The 16991-nt window shown below is 71.9% G+C and carries 14 protein-coding genes; 6 read left to right on the top strand and 8 right to left on the bottom strand.

From position 1 onward, the window contains the following. Nucleotides 1-110: 110 nt before the first annotated feature. Nucleotides 111-965: a GNAT family N-acetyltransferase gene (locus tag ACFZCP_RS08695; protein WP_391425332.1), complete on the top strand. Its 855-nt coding sequence runs from the start codon at nt 111-113 to the stop codon at nt 963-965. Between the two features lie 249 nt (nt 966-1214). Further along, nucleotides 1215-1991 (top strand): GNAT family N-acetyltransferase, encoded by a 777-nt coding sequence (locus tag ACFZCP_RS08700; protein WP_391425333.1) that lies wholly within the window; start codon nt 1215-1217, stop codon nt 1989-1991. A 7-nt stretch (nt 1992-1998) separates the two neighbouring features. On the opposite strand, the gene ACFZCP_RS08705 is transcribed toward ACFZCP_RS08700, so the two are convergent. After that, nucleotides 1999-2262, bottom strand: a complete 264-nt coding sequence (locus ACFZCP_RS08705; protein WP_391425335.1) for a GlsB/YeaQ/YmgE family stress response membrane protein — start codon at nt 2260-2262, stop codon at nt 1999-2001. Nucleotides 2263-2480: 218 nt separating this feature from the next. Here ACFZCP_RS08705 and ACFZCP_RS08710 point away from each other — a divergent pair, with 218 nt between their 5' ends. Next, complete coding sequence (locus ACFZCP_RS08710; protein WP_391425337.1) at nt 2481-3938, top strand: hydrolase; 1458 nt, start codon at nt 2481-2483, stop codon at nt 3936-3938. 40 nt (nt 3939-3978) lie between these two features. Here ACFZCP_RS08710 and ACFZCP_RS08715 read toward each other — a convergent pair whose 3' ends face one another. Further along, nucleotides 3979-6705 carry an exo-beta-D-glucosaminidase gene (locus tag ACFZCP_RS08715; RefSeq protein WP_391425339.1) on the bottom strand — a complete coding sequence of 909 codons (2727 nt, stop codon included), beginning with the start codon at nt 6703-6705 and terminating at the stop codon, nt 3979-3981. Nucleotides 6706-6821: 116 nt separating this feature from the next. Further along, entirely contained in the window at nt 6822-8006 is a 1185-nt protein-coding gene (locus tag ACFZCP_RS08720) for an ROK family transcriptional regulator (protein ID WP_362695677.1), read from the bottom strand. Between the two features lie 136 nt (nt 8007-8142). On the opposite strand from ACFZCP_RS08720, the gene ACFZCP_RS08725 reads away from it, so the two are divergent. Then, nucleotides 8143-9576, top strand: a complete 1434-nt coding sequence (locus ACFZCP_RS08725) for an amino acid permease (RefSeq protein ID WP_391425342.1) — start codon at nt 8143-8145, stop codon at nt 9574-9576. 65 nt (nt 9577-9641) lie between these two features. After that, a complete protein-coding gene (locus tag ACFZCP_RS08730; protein WP_391425344.1) occupies nt 9642-10160 on the top strand; it encodes a GNAT family N-acetyltransferase in 519 nt (172 codons plus the stop codon). 34 nt (nt 10161-10194) lie between these two features. Here the strand turns inward: ACFZCP_RS08730 and ACFZCP_RS08735 are convergent, their stop codons facing one another. The 3 genes from ACFZCP_RS08735 to ACFZCP_RS08745 all read right to left on the bottom strand — a co-directional run bounded on the left by ACFZCP_RS08735 (nt 10195) and on the right by ACFZCP_RS08745 (nt 12532). Continuing rightward, a complete protein-coding gene (locus tag ACFZCP_RS08735; RefSeq protein WP_391425346.1) occupies nt 10195-10794 on the bottom strand; it encodes a hypothetical protein in 600 nt (199 codons plus the stop codon). A gap of 308 nt (nt 10795-11102) precedes the next feature. Next, nucleotides 11103-11540: an SPW repeat protein gene (locus ACFZCP_RS08740; protein ID WP_391425348.1), complete on the bottom strand. Its 438-nt coding sequence runs from the start codon at nt 11538-11540 to the stop codon at nt 11103-11105. A 341-nt stretch (nt 11541-11881) separates the two neighbouring features. Then, on the bottom strand, nt 11882-12532 hold the full coding sequence (locus ACFZCP_RS08745) for a sigma-70 family RNA polymerase sigma factor (RefSeq protein ID WP_391425350.1): 651 nt from the start codon (nt 12530-12532) through the stop codon (nt 11882-11884). 175 nt (nt 12533-12707) lie between these two features. On the opposite strand from ACFZCP_RS08745, the gene ACFZCP_RS08750 reads away from it, so the two are divergent. Then, on the top strand, nt 12708-13751 hold the full coding sequence (locus tag ACFZCP_RS08750) for a MerR family transcriptional regulator (RefSeq protein ID WP_391425352.1): 1044 nt from the start codon (nt 12708-12710) through the stop codon (nt 13749-13751). A 96-nt stretch (nt 13752-13847) separates the two neighbouring features. On the opposite strand, the gene ACFZCP_RS08755 is transcribed toward ACFZCP_RS08750, so the two are convergent. Together ACFZCP_RS08755 and ACFZCP_RS08760 are read right to left on the bottom strand one after the other, a co-directional pair. Then, complete coding sequence (locus ACFZCP_RS08755) at nt 13848-15224, bottom strand: FAD-binding domain-containing protein (protein WP_391425354.1); 1377 nt, start codon at nt 15222-15224, stop codon at nt 13848-13850. Nucleotides 15225-15377: 153 nt separating this feature from the next. Beyond that, nucleotides 15378-16907, bottom strand: a complete 1530-nt coding sequence (locus tag ACFZCP_RS08760; protein WP_391425356.1) for a DUF2867 domain-containing protein — start codon at nt 16905-16907, stop codon at nt 15378-15380. Between the last annotated feature and the right edge of the window lie 84 nt (nt 16908-16991).

Raw genomic sequence — 16991 nt, forward strand, 5'->3', positions numbered from 1 at the left:
CTGATCCGGACGTGGCGCGGGAAGGGCGTGATCCGAAAGGATGCTGCGGTGGCGGCCGGCGCATCGCGCCGTCCGGCAGATCCGCCCCCCCCATGGAATGGAGCGCACCGATGACCGCACCGGCCCCCCAGGACCTCGTCGTCACCCAGGCCACCCTCGCCGACTGGGCGGTGGTGAGCGGGTGGGCGGCTCAGGAGGGCTGGAACCCCGGGCTGTCCGACGGTACGGCTTTCTTCGCGCAGGACCCCGAGGGGTTCTTCATCGGCCGGATCGACGGGGAGCCCGTGTCGGCCGTCTCCGTCGTCAACTACGGCTCCGATTACGCCTTCCTCGGCTTCTACCTCGTCCGCCCCGATCTGCGCGGCCATGGCCACGGCCTCACCACCTGGAAGACCGCCCTGGCCCACGCCGGAGACCGCGTGGTCGGGCTGGACGGCGTCGTCGCCCAGCAGGACAACTACCGCCGCTCCGGCTTCGAACTCGCCCACCGCACCACCCGGTTCACCGGCACGGCGCCCCGGGCCCTGGCACCCGCAGGCGTCCGCCCCGCCGGGCCCGCCGACCTTGCCGCCCTCACCGCCTACGACGGTGCCTGCACCCCGGCCGACCGCCCGCGCTTCCTCGCCGAGTGGCTCACCGCCCCCGGCCACCGCGCCTTCGCCCGCCACGACGGCGACCGGCTCACCGGCTACGGCGTGATCCGCCCGGGCCGCGACAGCCTGCGCATCGGCCCGCTCTTCGCGGACAGTGCCGACGACGCCCGGGCCCTCTTCGCCGCACTCACCGCCGAGGCCGCCGGCCGCGAGGTGGCGATCGACGTCCCCGAGCCGAACACGGCCGGCGTCGCCCTGGCCGAAGAGGCAGGACTGAGCGCCTCGTTCGAGACGGCCCGCATGTACACGGGCCCGGTCCGCGACCACGCCACGGAGCGGGTGTTCGGCGTCACCACGCTGGAACTCGGCTGAGCGACGCAGGTGGTCCCGGCCGTGCGGCGCGGTGCGAGGCCGCCGCCCTGTCGTTCGCGCGATCAGCGACCAGGCCGAAGCGATCCCGGACTCGCGGCCCGGCTCGCTGCTCGGCCCGACGGCCACCTGATCGTCGTGCCGCGCACGACGGAGGCACGGCCCGCCGGACTCCGGCCGAGAGGTCGGCACCTCCTCGGACCGGTCCCGAATCCCTTTGCCAGGCCCGGGCGCGGGTGCTGGGATGGGATCATGGATCACGCCGCGGTGCTCGCCCGCTACGACCAGGACATGCGCCGAGGCGCCCGTCCCGACGGGCCCGGAGCCCGCATCGAGCGGAGCGGTGCCGTCGTCCGCCAGATCGCCGATGCGCAGGGCTGGAACGGCGTCCTGTGGTCCGCCCTGGACGCGGCGACCGCGGACCGGGTGATCAGCGAGCAGATCGCGTACTTCACGGGCGCGGGCCGCGACTTCGAGTGGAAGCTGTACGGTCACGACCGGCCGGTGGACCTCGCCGCCCGGCTCGCCGCCGCCGGATTCCGGGCCGAGCCCGAGGAGACGCTCATGGTCGCCGAGACCGCCGGACAGGTCCCGGACGCAGGACCCCCCGCCGGGATCCACTTCGTCCAGGCCACTGATCCGGCCGGTGTCGACCTGGTCGTGGACGTGCACGAGAAGGCCTTCGGTACCGACGGCACCCGGCTGCGCCACCGGCTGCTCGCGCGGCTGGCCGCCGATCCCGGCACGGTCGTCGCCGTGGTGGCGCTCGCCGGCGACGAGCCCGTCAGCGCCGCCCGTATGGAACTGGTGCCCGGCACGAGCTTCGCCGGACTGTGGGGCGGCGGCACCGTCGAGGCCTGGCGGGGCCGGGGCATCTACCGCGCCCTGGTCGCGCACCGCGCCCGCGTCGCCGCCGCCCACGGGTACCGCTACCTCCAGGTCGACGCCTCACCCATGAGCCGCCCCATCCTGGAGCGCCTCGGCTTCCATGCCCTCACCACCACGACCCCCTGCCTGTACGGGAGCTGACGCGTCCTCACCGCCGGGCCAGTGCCCGGTCCAGCGCGGCGATCCCCACGGCCGCGAGGGCGATCTGGATGAACCACTCGATCCAGTCGGGCCCCTTGGTGTCCGCGACCCCGAACCCGGCGGCGACCGCCGAGCCCAGCAGCGCGGCCACGATCCCGACGACGATCGTCCACAGGACGCCGATGTGCTGCCGACCGGGCACGACCAGCCGGCCCAGTACGCCGATGACGAGTCCGATGACGACGGCACTGACGATGCCTGAGATCTCCATGTCCACCCCTCTTCGTCGTGGTCCCCGCTGCTGTGGCATGTGCCCGCTGTGGCCGGTTCCAGGCCGTCCCGGTTATTGCCGGGACTTTCTGTTCACCGGGCTGTAATGCCATGTACCTTTCAACCAATCAACGCGTGTAGAACCCTCAAGCGGGCTCTACGCGCGCAGACTTGGCGCCCGCACCGCCCCTCTCCCCACCCCTCATGGAGGTTTGCCGGATGCTCGGATCGAGGAGATCCCGCCACAGATTCACCACAGTGCTGGCCGGTCTCGGACTGCTCGTCACCTCGGCAGCCCTGCAGGTCGCTACCAGTGCCGCCCCCGCCCACGCGGCCACCACCCACCGGATCCTGTTCGACAACGCCCACGCCGAGACGGCCGGCAACGCGGACTGGATCATCTCCACCAGCCAGCCCGACCCGCTCGGTCAGGACTCCTCCCCGTCCGCCGAGACCGACTGGACCGGTGCCCTCTCGTCCTGGGGCGTGGCCCTGCAGAAGACCGGCGGCTACAGCCTGAAGACGCTGCCGTCGGGCTCCAGCCTCAGCTACGGCGGGTCGTCCGCCACCGACCTGTCGAACTTCGACACGCTGGTCCTGCCCGAACCGAATACGCTGTTCACGACCGCCGAGAAGACGGCGATCATGAACTTCGTGAAGAACGGCGGCGGCCTGTTCATGATCTCCGACCACACCGGCGCCGACCGCAACAACGACGGCCAGGACGCGGTCGAGATCCTGAACGACCTGATGACGAACAACAGCGTCGACTCGACCGACCCGTTCGGTTTCTCCATCGACTCGCTGGACGTCAAATCCGGGTACCCGGCCGCGATCAGCGACAGCAGCGATCCCGTGCTGCACGGCTCCTTCGGCACGGTCACCAAGAGCCTGATCGCCGACGGCACGACCGCCACCCTCAAGCCGGCCGACAACTCCGCCGTCAAGGGACTGGTCTACCGCAGCGGTTACTCCGGCAACACCGGCGCCTTCTTCCTGACCTCCGCCTTCGGCAGCGGCCGCGTCGCCTTCTGGGGCGACAGCTCGCCGATCGACGACGGCACCGGCCAGACGGGCAACACCCTGTACGACGGCTGGAACGACTCCGGTGCCACCAACGCGGCCCTCGCCCTCAACGCCACCGCCTGGCTGGCCGGTTCCGGCACCACGGGAGGGGGCGGCGGAGGTGGCGGTGGCGGCACCTGCACCGCCGCGCAGCTGCTGGCCAACCCCGGCTTCGAGTCCGGCGCCGGCTCCTGGACGGCCTCCAGCGGTGTGATCACGAGCGACGCCGGCGAGGCCGCCCGCACCGGCTCCTACAAGGCCTGGCTGAACGGCTACGGCTCCGCCCACACCGACACGCTCCAGCAGTCGGTGACCATCCCCGCCGGATGCGCGAGCGCCACCCTCAGCTTCTACCTCCATGTCGACACCGACGAGACGACCACGTCGACGGCCTACGACACCCTGAAGGCCCAGGTCCTCGACAGCAGCGGAACGGTGCTGTCGACCCTCGCGACCTACTCGAACCTGAACGCGGCGAGCGGTTACACCCAGCGCAGCTTCAGCCTCGCGGGCTACGCGGGCCAGACGGTCACGGTCAAGTTCACCGGTACCGAGGGCTCCACCCTCCAGACGTCGTTCGTCGTCGACGACACCGCGCTCAACGTGAGCTGAACCGTGCGGGGGTGGGCCGCCCGGCCCACCCCCGTCGGTCTCAGGAGGCCGGGACCGTCTGCTCCGGCGTGTTCCAGCCGGAGACCCGCACGTGCGGTGCCGAGCCGTGCAGATCGGCGGTCCGGTAGGTGGCGGTCAGCGTCACCGACTCGCCCGGCCACAGCCCGATCTCGTTGTCCGACCACCGCACCGGCAGGACCGGCCTGCCCTGCGCGTCGACCAGATGGACGTCCGTGAACAGGGACGGCGTCCGGCCGGCGCCCGTGGTGCGCACGGTCACGGTCGTGGTCGACAGGTCGCCGGACGACTCGGTCGAGGCCGTCGCCGACACCGGCACCTGCGCCATCGAGGAGAGCCCCTTGAGGTCGGCGTAGGCGGTCGTCGGCGTGTAGTACCAGTCGGTCTTCGCCCAGTCGAGCGTGTCGGGCTTCGTGGAGAGCCAGTACACGTTCCGGCTCACCTCCTTGCCGTCCGCATCGGTCAGGGTCAGCCGCAGCAGATGCGTGGCCGACAGTCCGCTCACCGACGACGGCAGGGTGAGCGCGGTGCCGTGCGCGCCGTCCCCGTTCACCGTCACCCCGGTGACGGCCTTGTCGTACTTCTGCGTGCCGTCGGGGTTGAACAGCGTGGCCCGCGCGGTGAGTCCGCCGGAGTCGGCGTGCCGGTTGTTCACGACGACGACCGAGCGGTTGTCGTAGGAGTACTGGATGTGCAGGGACTCGTTCGCCTTCTTGGCGCCGAAGTAGGCGCCGCCCTGGTCCAGGAAGCGGTCCGCCAGCTGCCAGTGCAGAGAGGTCCAGCCGCTGTTGAACATCCAGTAGACCACCCCGGTGGCGGGCTTGTCGGCGTCCGTGGCGTTGCGCCCGTAGGCCTCGTACTGGGCGCGGACGTTCTCGTACTGGGCCAGCTGCGCCTTGCGCACGTAGTCGGCGAGGCCTGTCGGGGCGCCGTAGCGGCCGGTGAGGGCGTTGTCGTAGATCTTGAGCGTGCCGAAGACGGGCGAGGGCGAACGGTGGTACTGCTTGGCGTCCGGGTTCTTCCACAGCGTGTCCAGCTCGGCGGGTGTCATCATGCGGCGCAGGGTGTCGAGCGTCGGGATGTCGGGGCCCGCGCTGGTCTCGGAGTTGAACCCGGTGGCCCCGCCCTCGCGCTTGGCGTACCAGTAGTCCGGCGGGACCCAGTCGTAGGGCCCGGTCATCTTCATGCCCGAACGGCCCAGCTGGGGCGAGGACTTGTCGGAGGCCGCGGAGACCACGGGGGTCGGCCAGTCGGCGGCCTTCAGGGCGTCCAGGTAGTTCTTCTCGATCGTCGCGTCGGGTGCGAAGTCGCTGCCGATGAGGAAGGAGATCACGCTGGGGTGGTCGCGCAGCCGGGCGGCCTCGGCGGCCATCGACGCCTTGGCGACCGGATAGTCGGCGGCGGTCCACTTGTCACCGGACTCGCCGTCCCCGTTGACCTGGCCCTCCCACTTGTCGCAGCACTCCCAGCCCGGCAGGGTGAGCACGCCGTAGCGGTCGGCGAGGTCGAAGAACTCGTCCGGCTCGATGTGGCCCTCCAGGCGGATGGTGTTCAGCCCGAGGTCGAGGGCGTACTTCAGCCGGTCCGCCACATAGCCGGGGTCCCAGCGCAGGAACTCGTCCGGGGACCAGCCGCCGCCCTTGATCAGCAGCGGGCGTCCGTTGATCCGGTACTGGCGGGCGCCGTCGGAGTTCAGGGGCGCCTGCACGTCGCGGAGGCCGAAGCTCTCGTGGGCGGTGTCCGAGACCGTGCCGGACACGGACGCGGTGAGGTCGAGGTCGTACAGCGGCTGTCCGCCCATGCCGGCCGGCCACCACACCTTCGGGGAGGTGAGGTGCAGGCCGGGGACGTCGGCGGGGGAGAGGGTGACGGTCTTCGTCTCGTGCGCGGCGAGCGGCACGGAGGCGGTGAAGTTCGTCCCGGCGACGCTGCCGGTGATCTCCGCCGTGACCGGCGCCCCGCTGTCGTTGCGGGCCTGCGCCTTGACCGTCAGGTCGGCGGTGGCGAGCGAGGGCACCGCCAGCTTCGTCACCACGTGCGCGTCCCGCAGCGCCACCGGGCCGCCCCGGCGGACCAGGACGTCACGGACGATGCCCATGTTCCGGTCGGGCGGCGGCTGGAGCCAGTCGATCCAGCCCATGGTCAGGTTCTTGTTCGGGTCGTTGGGCTGGACGCGGAAGGCGACGGTGTTGGTGCCGGACTTCACCAGCGTCGTGATGTCCAGCTCGTGGCGGGTGTAGGCGCCGGTGACGTCCGCGGCCTTCGCCGCCTGCCGGCCGTTGACGTAGACGTCGGCCGCCGAGACGACACCGCTGAAGTCCAGCAGGGTACGGCGCGAGGTGTCCGCGACGGTGAAGTCGGAGCGGTACCACCAGGGGACCTCGAAGTCCGCCTTCGGGATCTTCTGCTGGTCGGTGGAGTGGAACGGATCGGGGTAGCGGCCGTCGGCCAGGAGGGCGGCCAGGACCGTGGAGCGGGGGCCCGCCGGATACCAGCCGGCCGCCGGATAGCCGGGGGAGGAGACCTCCGCGGCGGAGTCGGTCACCTTCGCCGTGGACTGGATCGCGTACCCGTCGAGGGGGGTCGTGGATCCCGCGGCGGATGCCACGCGGGTGACCGCGGCCCGTGCGTGCGGCGCCGGGTCCCGGTCCCGGGGACCGGCCCAGGCGCTGGTGGAGAGCGTGCCGAGCAGGCTCAGAAGGGCGGCGGCCGTGACGAGCCGGCGTCCGGAGGCGGGGCGAGGGAACACGATGGTCTCCAGCCTCGTAAAGTTAGGAAACTTTACTAACCTGCCACAAGGTAGGGGGCTCCGTGGGTCGTGTCAACGACCGTCGCCGCCGGATCCCGGCGTCCGGCGCGAGGAGGTCAGCCCTCGCCCGTCCTGCGCTCGAACACCAGGTCACGCGCCGTGCCCAGCGCGGTGGCCACCGCGCCCAGCAGCACCGCGTCCTCGCCGAGCCGGCTCGGGGCTATCCGCGGCCGCAGGGGGGTCAGCGCGCGCAGCCGCTCGCCGACCGGCCCCAGTAGCAGGTCCACGCTGTGACCCACCCCGCCCCCCAGCACCACGAGATCCGGGTCGAGCACCGCGGCCGCGGCCGCCACGGTGTGCGCGATCCGCTCGCCCTCCAGCTCCACCGCCTGCACCGCGGCCGGATTGCCCAGCCGGGCCGCGTCGAACACGGCCTTCGCGGTGAGCTGCCCGCTCATCCCGAACCGCCGGGCGGCCTCGACCACGGCAACCCCCGACACCGCGTCCTCCAGCCGCTCGGGCTTCTGCCGCCCCGGGAAGGGCAGGAAACCTATCTCCCCGGCCAGCCCGTGCGCCCCCGTGAACAGCCGTCCCTCGCTCACGACCCCCATGCCGAGGCCGGTGCCGATGAGGATGTACGTGAAGAGCCGGCTGCCCGCTCCGACGCCGTACGTGTACTCGCCGAGCGCTGCCAGATTGGCGTCGTTGTGCACCTCCAGCGGGACGCCCAGCTCCTCGCGCATCCGGTCGAAGAGCCCCGCGCGGCCCCACCCCGGCAGGTGCATCGCGTACCGCACCCGCCGCTGCTTCTCGTCGTAGACCCCGGGCGTGCCCACCACCCCGTGCACCACCTCGGCCGGGTCCACGCCCGAGTTGCCGATCACCTGGCGGGCCGTGCCCACGACCAGATCGGCGAGCGCGGCCGAGGTGCGGGCGCGGTTGCGCACGTCGGCCCGCGCGACCACCGTGCCGTCCAGGTCGACGACCGCCACGCGCAGCCAGCCGCGGCCGATGTCCACCCCCAGGGCGTGACCGGCGGCCGGGTCCGGCGCGTACAGCACGGCGGTGCGCCCCCGCTCGGGAGCCTGGGTGCCGACCTCGTGCACCAGTCCGGCCGTCTCCAGCGAAGCCAGCGCGCTGGACACCGTCGGCTTCGACAGGCCCGTCTCACGGGCCAGTTGGGCGCGCGAGGCGGAGCCGAGGCCGCGCAGCCGGTCCAGGAGCAGCCGCTCGTTGGTGCTGCGCAGGCGTCGGCGGCTCCAGGGCTGATCCTGCTGCGCTGCGACGTCACTGGCGGTCATCGCACCATTCTCATCCATTCCTGGCGGATACTTGACGCATCTAGTAAGGCTCCTTAACTTTATCGCCCAGTCAGCCCGGCCGGGCGAACAGCCGCCTTGGACGCGGTCCATGCACCCGTCGCGTCAGGAGTCCTCCATGTCCGGTAGTCCGCCACCCGCGGGTGGCTTCGTCCGTCGTGTCGGCCTGTTCCAGGCCACGGCCATCAACATGAGCCAGATGTGCGGCATCGGTCCGTTCGTGACGATCCCGCTGATGGTCGCGGCGTTCGGCGGCCCCCAGGCGGTCATCGGATTCGTCGCGGGGGCCGTACTGGCACTCTGCGACGGGCTGGTGTGGGCCGAACTGGGAGCCGCCATGCCCGGTTCCGGCGGCAGCTACGTCTATCTCCGCCAGGCCTTCCAGTACCGGTCCGGCCGTCTCATGCCGTTCCTGTTCGTGTGGACGGCGATGCTCTTCATCCCGCTGATCATGTCCACCGGTGTGGTCGGCTTCGTCCAGTACCTCGGCTACCTCGCCCCCGGCCTCGGACAGACCTCGGGCGACCTGATCGGCCTCGGCGTCATCGCGCTGGTCGTGCTGCTGCTGTGGCGCGGCATCGAGCACATCGCCCGCATCACCACCGTGATGTGGGCCGTGATGATCGCCTCGGTGGTCCTGGTGATCGCCGCCGCGGCCTCCGACTTCAGCCCCCACATGGCGTTCACCTACCCCGCCCGCGCCTTCGACCTGACCAGCGACCACTTCTGGCTCGGCTTCGCAGCGGGCCTGACCATCGGCATCTACGACTACCTCGGGTACAACACCACCGCCTACATGGGCGCCGAGATCAAGGAGCCCGGCCGGATCCTGCCGCGCTCCATCCTCTTCTCGATCCTCGGCATCATGGCGATCTACCTGCTGCTCCAGATCGGCACCCTCGGCGTCGTCGACTGGCGCCGCATGACCGATCCCCACGACATCGCCTCCACCTCCGTGGCTTCCGCCGTGCTGGAGAAGACCTGGGGCAAGGGCGCCGCCGACACGGTCACCGTGCTCATCCTGGTCACGGCCTTCGCCTCGGTCTTCACCGGCCTGCTCGGCGGCTCCCGCGTCCCCTACGACGCCGCCCGCGACCGGGTCTTCTTCCGCCCCTACGAGAAACTGCACCCCAGACACCGCTTCCCGATGCTGGGTCTGGCCACCATGGGCGTCATCACGGCGGTCGGCTTCCTGATCGGCCGGCACACCGATCTCGCCACCCTGATCCAGCTGCTCACCACGGTGATGGTGATCGTCCAGGCACTCGCCCAGATCCTTGCGCTCACGGTCCTGCGCAAGCGGCAGCCGAACCTGCGACGGCCGTACCGCATGTGGCTCTACCCGCTGCCCAGCATCGTCGCCTTCGTCGGCTGGTGCGTGATCTATGCGTACGCCGACAAGAACTCCCCGGGCCGGTACCCCATCGAATGGTCCCTGGCCTGGGTCGCCCTCGGCTGTGCGGCCTTCTGGGTCTGGGCACGGCTGGAGAAGGTGTGGCCGTTCGGGGAGAAGGAGATCGCCGAGGAGTACCAGGCACTTGAAATGAGCTAGGATCAGGGACAGTTGTGCAGGCCTCCCCGGTCCGGACCCCGAAGTCCGCCGGGGAGGCTTTGTGTATGACCGACACTCTTCCGGCGGACCTGATCGTCCGTCCCGCGACCCCCGAGGACCGGCCCACCGTGGAACGGCTGTGGCCGATGTTCCGCCACGACCTGTCCGAGTTCCGGGGCGTACTGCCCGGAGTCGACGGCACCTTCCGCAGCGAGTGGCTGGTGTCCGCCTTCACCGCGCCCGGCTGGGCGCCGTACCTGATGACCTGGGGTGAGCGCCCGGCCGGCTTCGCGTTCGTGCGCGGTCTCGACGGGCCGGTGCGGGTGCTCAACAGCTTCTTCGTCGTGCGTGGCGCGCGTCGGCAGGGCGTCGGCCTGCGGGCCGTTCGAAAGGTGCTGCTCCGGCACCCCGGGCCCTGGGAGATCGCGTTCCAGCATGACAACCCGGCCGCCGTGCGGTTCTGGCCGAGGGTGGCGCGGGAACTGGCCGAGGAGGGCTGGACGCGCGAGGTCCGGCCTGCGCCCGACCGGCCGGAGCTGCCCCCGGACGTGTGGATCTCGTTCACGGTACCGGCCCCGGCCTGACGCCCGCCGGGCCCGGCCGGCCCGTCGGCGGGGCTCAGCCCACCCAGGACGACAGCTGCCCGTCCGGCTGCAGGACGAGGTGCAGGCCGTTGTTCTGGCCGTGGGCGGCACGGCCGTTGGCCACCAGGGTGTCGAGCCAGACGCCGTGCGCGGAGATGTCCGCGACGTAGTGGTCGGCGGTGATCCGGTAGACCTTCGCCTGGGAGACGCCGTCGGCCAGTGTCGCCGAGGCGACGAGGACGGGCTTGACCGCGGGCCTGGGCTGGGGCTTCGGCTTGGCCTGCTCGACCCACGAGGTGACCTGGCCGTTCGGGTGCAGGGTGACGTGCAGACCGTTGTTCTGGCCGTACGAGGGCCTGCCCTCGGTGATGAGGGTGCCGAACTTCGTGCCCCTGCCCCAGACGTCCGCCTCGTAGCGGTGCTTGCCGGTCTTGTAGACCTTCGCCACGGAGACCTTGTCCGCGAGCCGCACCGTCTTGAGCGCAGCACGCTCGGCCTTGCTCTGGGGCGAGGCGTGGGCGGCGGGAGCCTGCTGCGCGGTGGTGGCGGCGAAGGCGCCGGTGGCCGACGCGCCGAGGGCGGCGGCGACGCCGGTGGCGACGAGGGTGGTGCGCAGGGTGCGAAGTGCACGCATCGGTGAACTGTCCTTCGGTCGGTTGCGTTCGGCGGTGTCTTCGACGCTACGGACCGAGGATCAAGGTCACCCATCCGTTGTGTAACAGATATTTGTAGCGTTCCGCACGAATCACCGAATTATTCGCCTCTCAACCTTTGAATGGACGGTGCTTTCGCCGCTCGGCCCAGGTTTCCGAGGTCGGCCGTGCCCATGTCTCGGGCGTCCGGTGCGGGCACGAGCAAGGCCGGTCCGCCCGGGCGGACCGGCCCCGCATTCTTCGTGGCCTTCACTTTCTTCAGTGGTCCTCCTTCCGTCGTCTCCTGTCTCTATGGCCTGGGGACGCTCTTCGCCGCAGTACCGGCGCACATCAGCCCGAGGATGATGGCCAGGGCGCCGATGATGACGTTGTTGAGGATCACGCCGGTGTCCGGGCTGCTGCCCACCACCCATGGCGCAATGATCATCCAGACACCCAGGGCGCACATGGCCCAGCTGAGGCCGTACATCCGGTCGGGGGCCGTGGTGAATCCCAGTGCCAGGACACTGATCGCGATGCCCACGATCAGGTTGTGCGTCACCAGTGCCGGCTGACTCGTCGTGTAGTGCAGGATCCAGGGTGACGCCGCGCAGTACAGGCCGAGCAGGAACACCGGCCCGTCGACGAGCGCCACATCACGACCGCCGAGCATGCGGGCGTAGCGTTCCCGCATCTCGGAGACATCGGGGTGGGTTGCCATGTCACCCCTGTGCGAGACGTTGGCCATGTTTCGTCTCCTTTGTGACATCCAGGCCTGACCGCGTCTGATGCGGTATGCGGTAAGCGCCGCTTGTACGCATTCTGCTCTTATTTCCCCCTTATGTGTAGGGCTCGGTAGCTTGCAGTCTGCCCCTGCTGCGTCACCCTTTTCCGGTGCCTGCGTCCGGACGGATGCAGCCGGATCTGCGGGTACGGACGGGCGCGCGGCCTGTTCCGTGAGGGTGCCGGTCGCGCCTGTGCCCCGCGCCCGGCCCATGCCGAGTCGTCGTCCGGCGAGGGGATGTCGCGGTGCGGCGTGGGCCGGTCTCCGTGTCTGCATCGTTTTCGCATCGAAAACCGGTGCGTGGTTCAGGTGTCTGTTCGGTCGTCCGGCATCTCCCGTTCCAGCCGGCTCCGCAACCGGAGCAGTCCCCGGCGGGCGTGGCTCTTGACCGTGCCGAGCGGCCACCCCGTGCGCGCCGCGATCTGGGTCTGGGTCAGATCCTCGAAGAAGGCCAGCCGCAGCACGCGCCGCTGCGCCTCCGGGAGCCTGTCCAGTTCGTGCCGGACGAGCACCCGGTCGAGCGCGGCCTCGGGCTGCCCGGTCCGGGCCTCGACGAGCGGCAGCGCCGAGCCGACGGCCGTGACCAGGGCGCAGCGCCGGGTGCGGGCGGAGAGCGCGTCGGCGATCTTGCGCCGGGTGATGCCGACGATCCAGCCGGCCAGCGGGCCGCGCTCGGGCCGGTACCCGTGCCGCCCGTGCCACACGCCGAGAAACACCTGCTGGGTCACGTCCTCGGCCTCTCCCGCATCCCCCAGTGAGCGCCAGGCCAGCGTGTACACCAGGGCGGACCAGCGGCGGTAGGCCACCGCGAGGCAGGTGTCGTCGCCCGCGACCAGGCCGCGTCCGAGCCGGTCGTCCCCGAACGACTCCTCCGTGGATGCCCACGGGGACGTCTGTGCGCACCGGTTCCACGGGCCCGTGCGGGGAGCGACGGCGGCAACCGGATACGACGTCATGACCACGGCTCCTCACGTGCGGCGGAATCCGCCCGGCCCAGCCCGGCCCGGGCGGCGGCACCGGGAGTTCGCGGGGTCCCGGGCCCCGCGCGAGGTGTCTCCCGGTTCCGTCATCGTGGGCGTCCGAGGACAAAGCCATCAACTTGCATCGATTCTGCGTCGTATAGTCCCGTCCATGGGTGCGTACGAAGCCGAAGAGGGCCCCGCAGGACGTGCGGAACCGGGACCGCCCGCCCCCGAGGCCGGGTTGACCACCGGGGCCCTCGCCCGCCGGCTCGGCGTCTCGCCCACCACCCTGCGCTCCTGGGACCGCCGGTACGGCATCGGGCCGGCCGTGCGTGCGGACGGCCGGCACCGGCGCTGGACGCCCCAGGACGTGGCGATGCTGGAGATGATGTGCCGCCTCACCTCGGCCGGTGTGCCGCCCGCCGAAGCGGCCCGCGCTGCCAAGGGGGGCGCGGGCGTCCCCGAGGGCACGCCCGCAGTGCAGCCGGACGGGCGGCAGCCCGCTGCCGGGGTGCCCTCCCGCGCGGCCGGCACGCTGCCGCTGGGCGATGTGCGTCAGGAGTGCCGGGGACTGGCCCGCGCCGCCGTGCGGCTCGACTCGGCCGCCCTGCACGAGCAGTTGGAGGCCGCGGTCGCCGAGCACGGCCTGGCGGTGGCCTGGCACGAGGTGATGGTGCCGACCCTGCACGCCGTGGGACGCAAGTGGGCGTCGTCGGGGGACCGTTACGTGGAGGTGGAGCACCTGCTCTCCTGGCACGTCTCGACCACCCTGCGCCGGTGCACCCGGCCGCCCGCCGCGGCGGACGACGCCACCGGAGTCGGCCCCGTGGTGCTGGCCTGCGTGCCCGGCGAACAGCACACCCTGCCGCTGGAGGCGCTGCACGCCGGGCTGAGCGAACTGCGGGTGCCCACCCGGATGTTCGGTGCAGCGGTGCCCGCCGAGGCGCTCACCTCCGCGGTGCGCCGGCTGGGTCCCGCCGCGGTGGTCCTGTGGGCCCAGGCCCGCTCCTCGGCCAGCCCGCCGCTGGCCCAGCACATCGCCGCCACCGAGTGGGGCGTCAGGGGGGCGCGGAGCCAGCCGCTGGTGCTGCTGGGCGGCCCGGGCTGGGCCGGTCGCCCGACCCGGGGCATGGCACGCCCGACGAGCCTGCGCGAGGCGCTGGACACACTGGACGGCATCCACCGGGTCGCCACGCAGAGCGAGTCGCGCTGACCCGAGCGGGCGTGGCGCGTCGGCGGTGCACGTCGTGGACGGCGTGCTTCGCGGACGGTCACGACCGCGTGCGGATGGCCGCGGAGGCCGCCTTCGTCAGCTGTCGCGCCCGCGTGCCCTCCTGAAGCGTTCCAGGCCCTCGGGCAGACCGATGAGCGGGTCCGGGTAGTCCACCGCGGCCCGTTCACGGCCCCGCAGCTTCCACGGCTCGTGCACCGACGGACCGTCCAGCTGTTCCAGTTCGGGCACCCAGCGGCGCACGTACGTGCCGTCGGGGTCGTAGCGCTTGGCCTGGGTGAGCGGGTTGAGAACGCGGTTGGGGCGGGTGTCCGTGCCGGTCCCGGCCATCCACTGCCAGTTGAGCTGGTTGCTGGCGATGTCCCCGTCGACCAGCAGGTCCAGGAAGTGCCGGGCCCCCACCCGCCAGTCCACGTAGAGCGTCTTGGCCAGGAAGCTCGCGGCCAGCAGCCGGCCGCGGTTGTGCATCCAGCCCTCGTGGTGCAGCTGGCGCATCGCGGCGTCGACGATCGGATAGCCCGTACGGCCTTCCCGCCAGGCCTCGATGTCGTCCCGCGCCGTCCGCTCGGTGCGCCAGCGGTCGTGCCTGGTGCGGTAGTCGGCGCTCGCCACGGCCGGCCGCGCAGCCAGGACCTGGCGGTGGAAGTCGCGCCAGGCGAGCTGCCGTACGAAGGCCTCGGCGCCCGGGCCGCCCACCGCACGGGACCGGTGGACCAGATCGACGGGGGAGAGCGTCCCGAAGTGCAGGTGCGGGGAGAGCCGGGAGGTCGCGTCGCCCGCCAGGTCGTCGTGCCGGTCCTCGTAGGCCTCGATGCCACGGCGCAGCCAGGCGCCGAACAGTCTGCGGCCCGCCGCCTCCCCGCCCTCGGCCAGCCCCTCGGACACGCCCGTCACCGCCGCCCGGGAAGGGAGCTCCTCGGACCCGACGCCCTCCGGCACCCGGATCGTGCGCGGCGCGCCGAACGGGTCGCGCAGCCGCTGCTGCGACCACTGCCGGAAGTACGGCGTGAACACCGCGAAGTGGTCCGAGGAGGCGGGTGTCACCGCGCCCGGAGCGAGCGCCGTGGTCACCGTGTCGTGCACGTGCAGCCGACGCCCGTCGGCCTCCAGTGCCCGGCGCAGGCGCTCCTCCCGGCGGTGCGCGTGGGCGCTGACGTCGGCGGCCATGTGCACCTCGTCGGCGTCCGCCTCCGTGACCGCCTTGCACACCTCCTCGACCAGGTCGCCCGAGCGGACCACGAGCCGTCCGCCGTGCCGGCGCAGTCCCGCATCGAGATCGCGCAGACAGTCGGCGAGGAACGCCAGCCGGTTGGGCGCCGCGAACCCGGCCGCCTCCACCGCGCGGTCGCGCACGAAGAGCGGCACCACCTGTCGCGCGCCGTCCAGCGCCGCCCGCAGCGGCGGGTGGTCGTGCAGACGCAGGTCGGCGGTGAACAGGACGACCGAGACGTTCATGGCGCGGCTCCGGGACAAGACGACGGGGACGGTGTGCTGCGAGGCGGGCGGACGGTGTGCTGCGGGTCGGTCGGTGTGCTGCGGGGCGCACTGTGTGCTGTGGGGCGGACGGTGTGCTGCTTCCGGCCCACGGGGCGTGGCGGATGCGGGACTTCAGCGTGAGGGTGCGCGTTCCCTCTCCTGGGTGAGCGCGGCCCCCGCGGCCGCGTCGGCGATGTTGCGCGCCATCCCGCCGAACACCACCGCATGGAACGGGGAGACGCCCCACCAGTAGGCCTGTCCGAGCAGTCCGCGCGGATGGAACAGCGCACGCTGCCGGTACCGGCTGCGCCCGGCACCGTCCCGCTCCGCACACATCTCCAGCCAGGCGAGCCCGGGAAGCCGCATCTCGGCCCGCAGCCGCAGCAGACGGCCCGGCTCGACCTCCTCCACCCGCCAGAAGTCCAGGCTGTCGCCGACCCGGAGCCGGTCGGCGTCCCGGCGGCCACGGCGCAGCCCGACCCCGCCCGCCAGCCGGTCCAGCTGCCCACGCACCGCCCAGGCGAGCGGGAAGGAGTACCAGCCCCGCTCGCCTCCGATGCCCTCGATGACCCGCCACAGCGTCTCGGGCGGGGCGTCGACCTCGGTCTCCCGCACGTCCGTGTACAGGCTGCCGCCCGCCCAGTCCGGGTCGGTGGGCAGCGGGTCGCTGGGTGCGCCCGGCACCGCAGCCGACGACCAGCGGGTGGCGACCTGGGCCTCCCGGACGCGCTGGAGGGCGAGCCGTACCGCTTCGTCGAACGACAGGGGGTGTCCGGGCGTGCTCGGCACATACGCCTCGATGCCGTGCTCGTGGCAGACCACCTCGTGGCGCAGCGACTCCGTCAGCGGCCGGGCGATGGACGCGGGCACGGGCGTCACCAGGCCCACCCAGTGGCTGGACAGTCCGGGGGTGAGAACCGGCACGGACAGGATCAACCGGCGGGGCAGACCCGCCACCGCCGCGTACCGGACCATCATCTCCCGGTACGTCAGGACGTCAGGCCCCCCGATGTCGAAGGCGCGGCTCACGTCCGCCGGCATGTCCGCGCTGCCGACCAGGATCCGCAGCACGTCCCGTACGGCGATGGGCTGGATGCGGGTGTGGACCCAGCTCGGGGTGACCATCACGGGCAGCCGCTCCGTGAGATAGCGCAGCATCTCGAAGGAGGCCGAGCCGGATCCGATGATCACCGCTGCCCGGAGCACGGTGGTGGGCACGCCCGAGTCCCGCAGGATGCGGCCGACCTCCGCGCGGGACCGCAGATGCGGGGACAGTTCCCGCTCGGGCACCCCGTCGGGAGTGAGTCCGCCCAGGTAGACGATGCGGCGTACGCCGGCCGCGCGGGCCCGCGCGCCGAAGATCCGGGCCGCCCTGCGGTCCGTCTCCTCGAAGTCGTCGCCCGTGCCCAGCGCGTGCACCAGGTAATAGGCCACCTCGACGTCGCGCAGGGCCTCGGCGACCGAGTCCGGGTCGGTGACATCCCCGCGCACCACCTCCACGTGGCGCGCCCAGGGGTGGTCGCGCAGCTTGCCCGGGGAGCGGGCGAGGCAGCGCACCCGGTGTCCCGCGTCGAGAAGCTCGGGGACGAGCCTGCCGCCGATGTACCCCGTGCCGCCCGTCACCAGGCAGAGCGGGCCGCCCGTGGTGTCGTCGTCGCGCATCGGATCGGTTCCTTCGTGTCGCCGGAGGGGAGCACGTGCCGTGTTCCCCTTGTGGATCTCTTCCACACGAACGCCCCGTCCGGA

Source organism: Streptomyces sp. NPDC007971 (assembly GCF_042958635.1).
GTDB lineage: Bacteria > Actinomycetota > Actinomycetes > Streptomycetales > Streptomycetaceae > Streptomyces.

What these genes read in the sequence shown, in the direction of transcription:
- ACFZCP_RS08695 (WP_391425332.1), top strand. Translation starts at nt 111, where the DNA reads ATGACCGCACCGGCCCCCCAGGACCTCGTCGTCACCCAGGCCACCCTC.
- ACFZCP_RS08700 (WP_391425333.1), top strand. Translation starts at nt 1,215, where the DNA reads ATGGATCACGCCGCGGTGCTCGCCCGCTACGACCAGGACATGCGCCGA.
- ACFZCP_RS08705 (WP_391425335.1), bottom strand. Translation starts at nt 2,262, where the DNA reads ATGGAGATCTCAGGCATCGTCAGTGCCGTCGTCATCGGACTCGTCATC.
- ACFZCP_RS08710 (WP_391425337.1), top strand. Translation starts at nt 2,481, where the DNA reads ATGCTCGGATCGAGGAGATCCCGCCACAGATTCACCACAGTGCTGGCC.
- ACFZCP_RS08720 (WP_362695677.1), bottom strand. Translation starts at nt 8,006, where the DNA reads ATGACCGCCAGTGACGTCGCAGCGCAGCAGGATCAGCCCTGGAGCCGC.
- ACFZCP_RS08725 (WP_391425342.1), top strand. Translation starts at nt 8,143, where the DNA reads ATGTCCGGTAGTCCGCCACCCGCGGGTGGCTTCGTCCGTCGTGTCGGC.
- ACFZCP_RS08730 (WP_391425344.1), top strand. Translation starts at nt 9,642, where the DNA reads ATGACCGACACTCTTCCGGCGGACCTGATCGTCCGTCCCGCGACCCCC.
- ACFZCP_RS08735 (WP_391425346.1), bottom strand. Translation starts at nt 10,794, where the DNA reads ATGCGTGCACTTCGCACCCTGCGCACCACCCTCGTCGCCACCGGCGTC.
- ACFZCP_RS08740 (WP_391425348.1), bottom strand. Translation starts at nt 11,540, where the DNA reads ATGGCCAACGTCTCGCACAGGGGTGACATGGCAACCCACCCCGATGTC.
- ACFZCP_RS08745 (WP_391425350.1), bottom strand. Translation starts at nt 12,532, where the DNA reads ATGACGTCGTATCCGGTTGCCGCCGTCGCTCCCCGCACGGGCCCGTGG.
- ACFZCP_RS08750 (WP_391425352.1), top strand. Translation starts at nt 12,708, where the DNA reads ATGGGTGCGTACGAAGCCGAAGAGGGCCCCGCAGGACGTGCGGAACCG.
- ACFZCP_RS08755 (WP_391425354.1), bottom strand. Translation starts at nt 15,224, where the DNA reads ATGAACGTCTCGGTCGTCCTGTTCACCGCCGACCTGCGTCTGCACGAC.
- ACFZCP_RS08760 (WP_391425356.1), bottom strand. Translation starts at nt 16,907, where the DNA reads ATGCGCGACGACGACACCACGGGCGGCCCGCTCTGCCTGGTGACGGGC.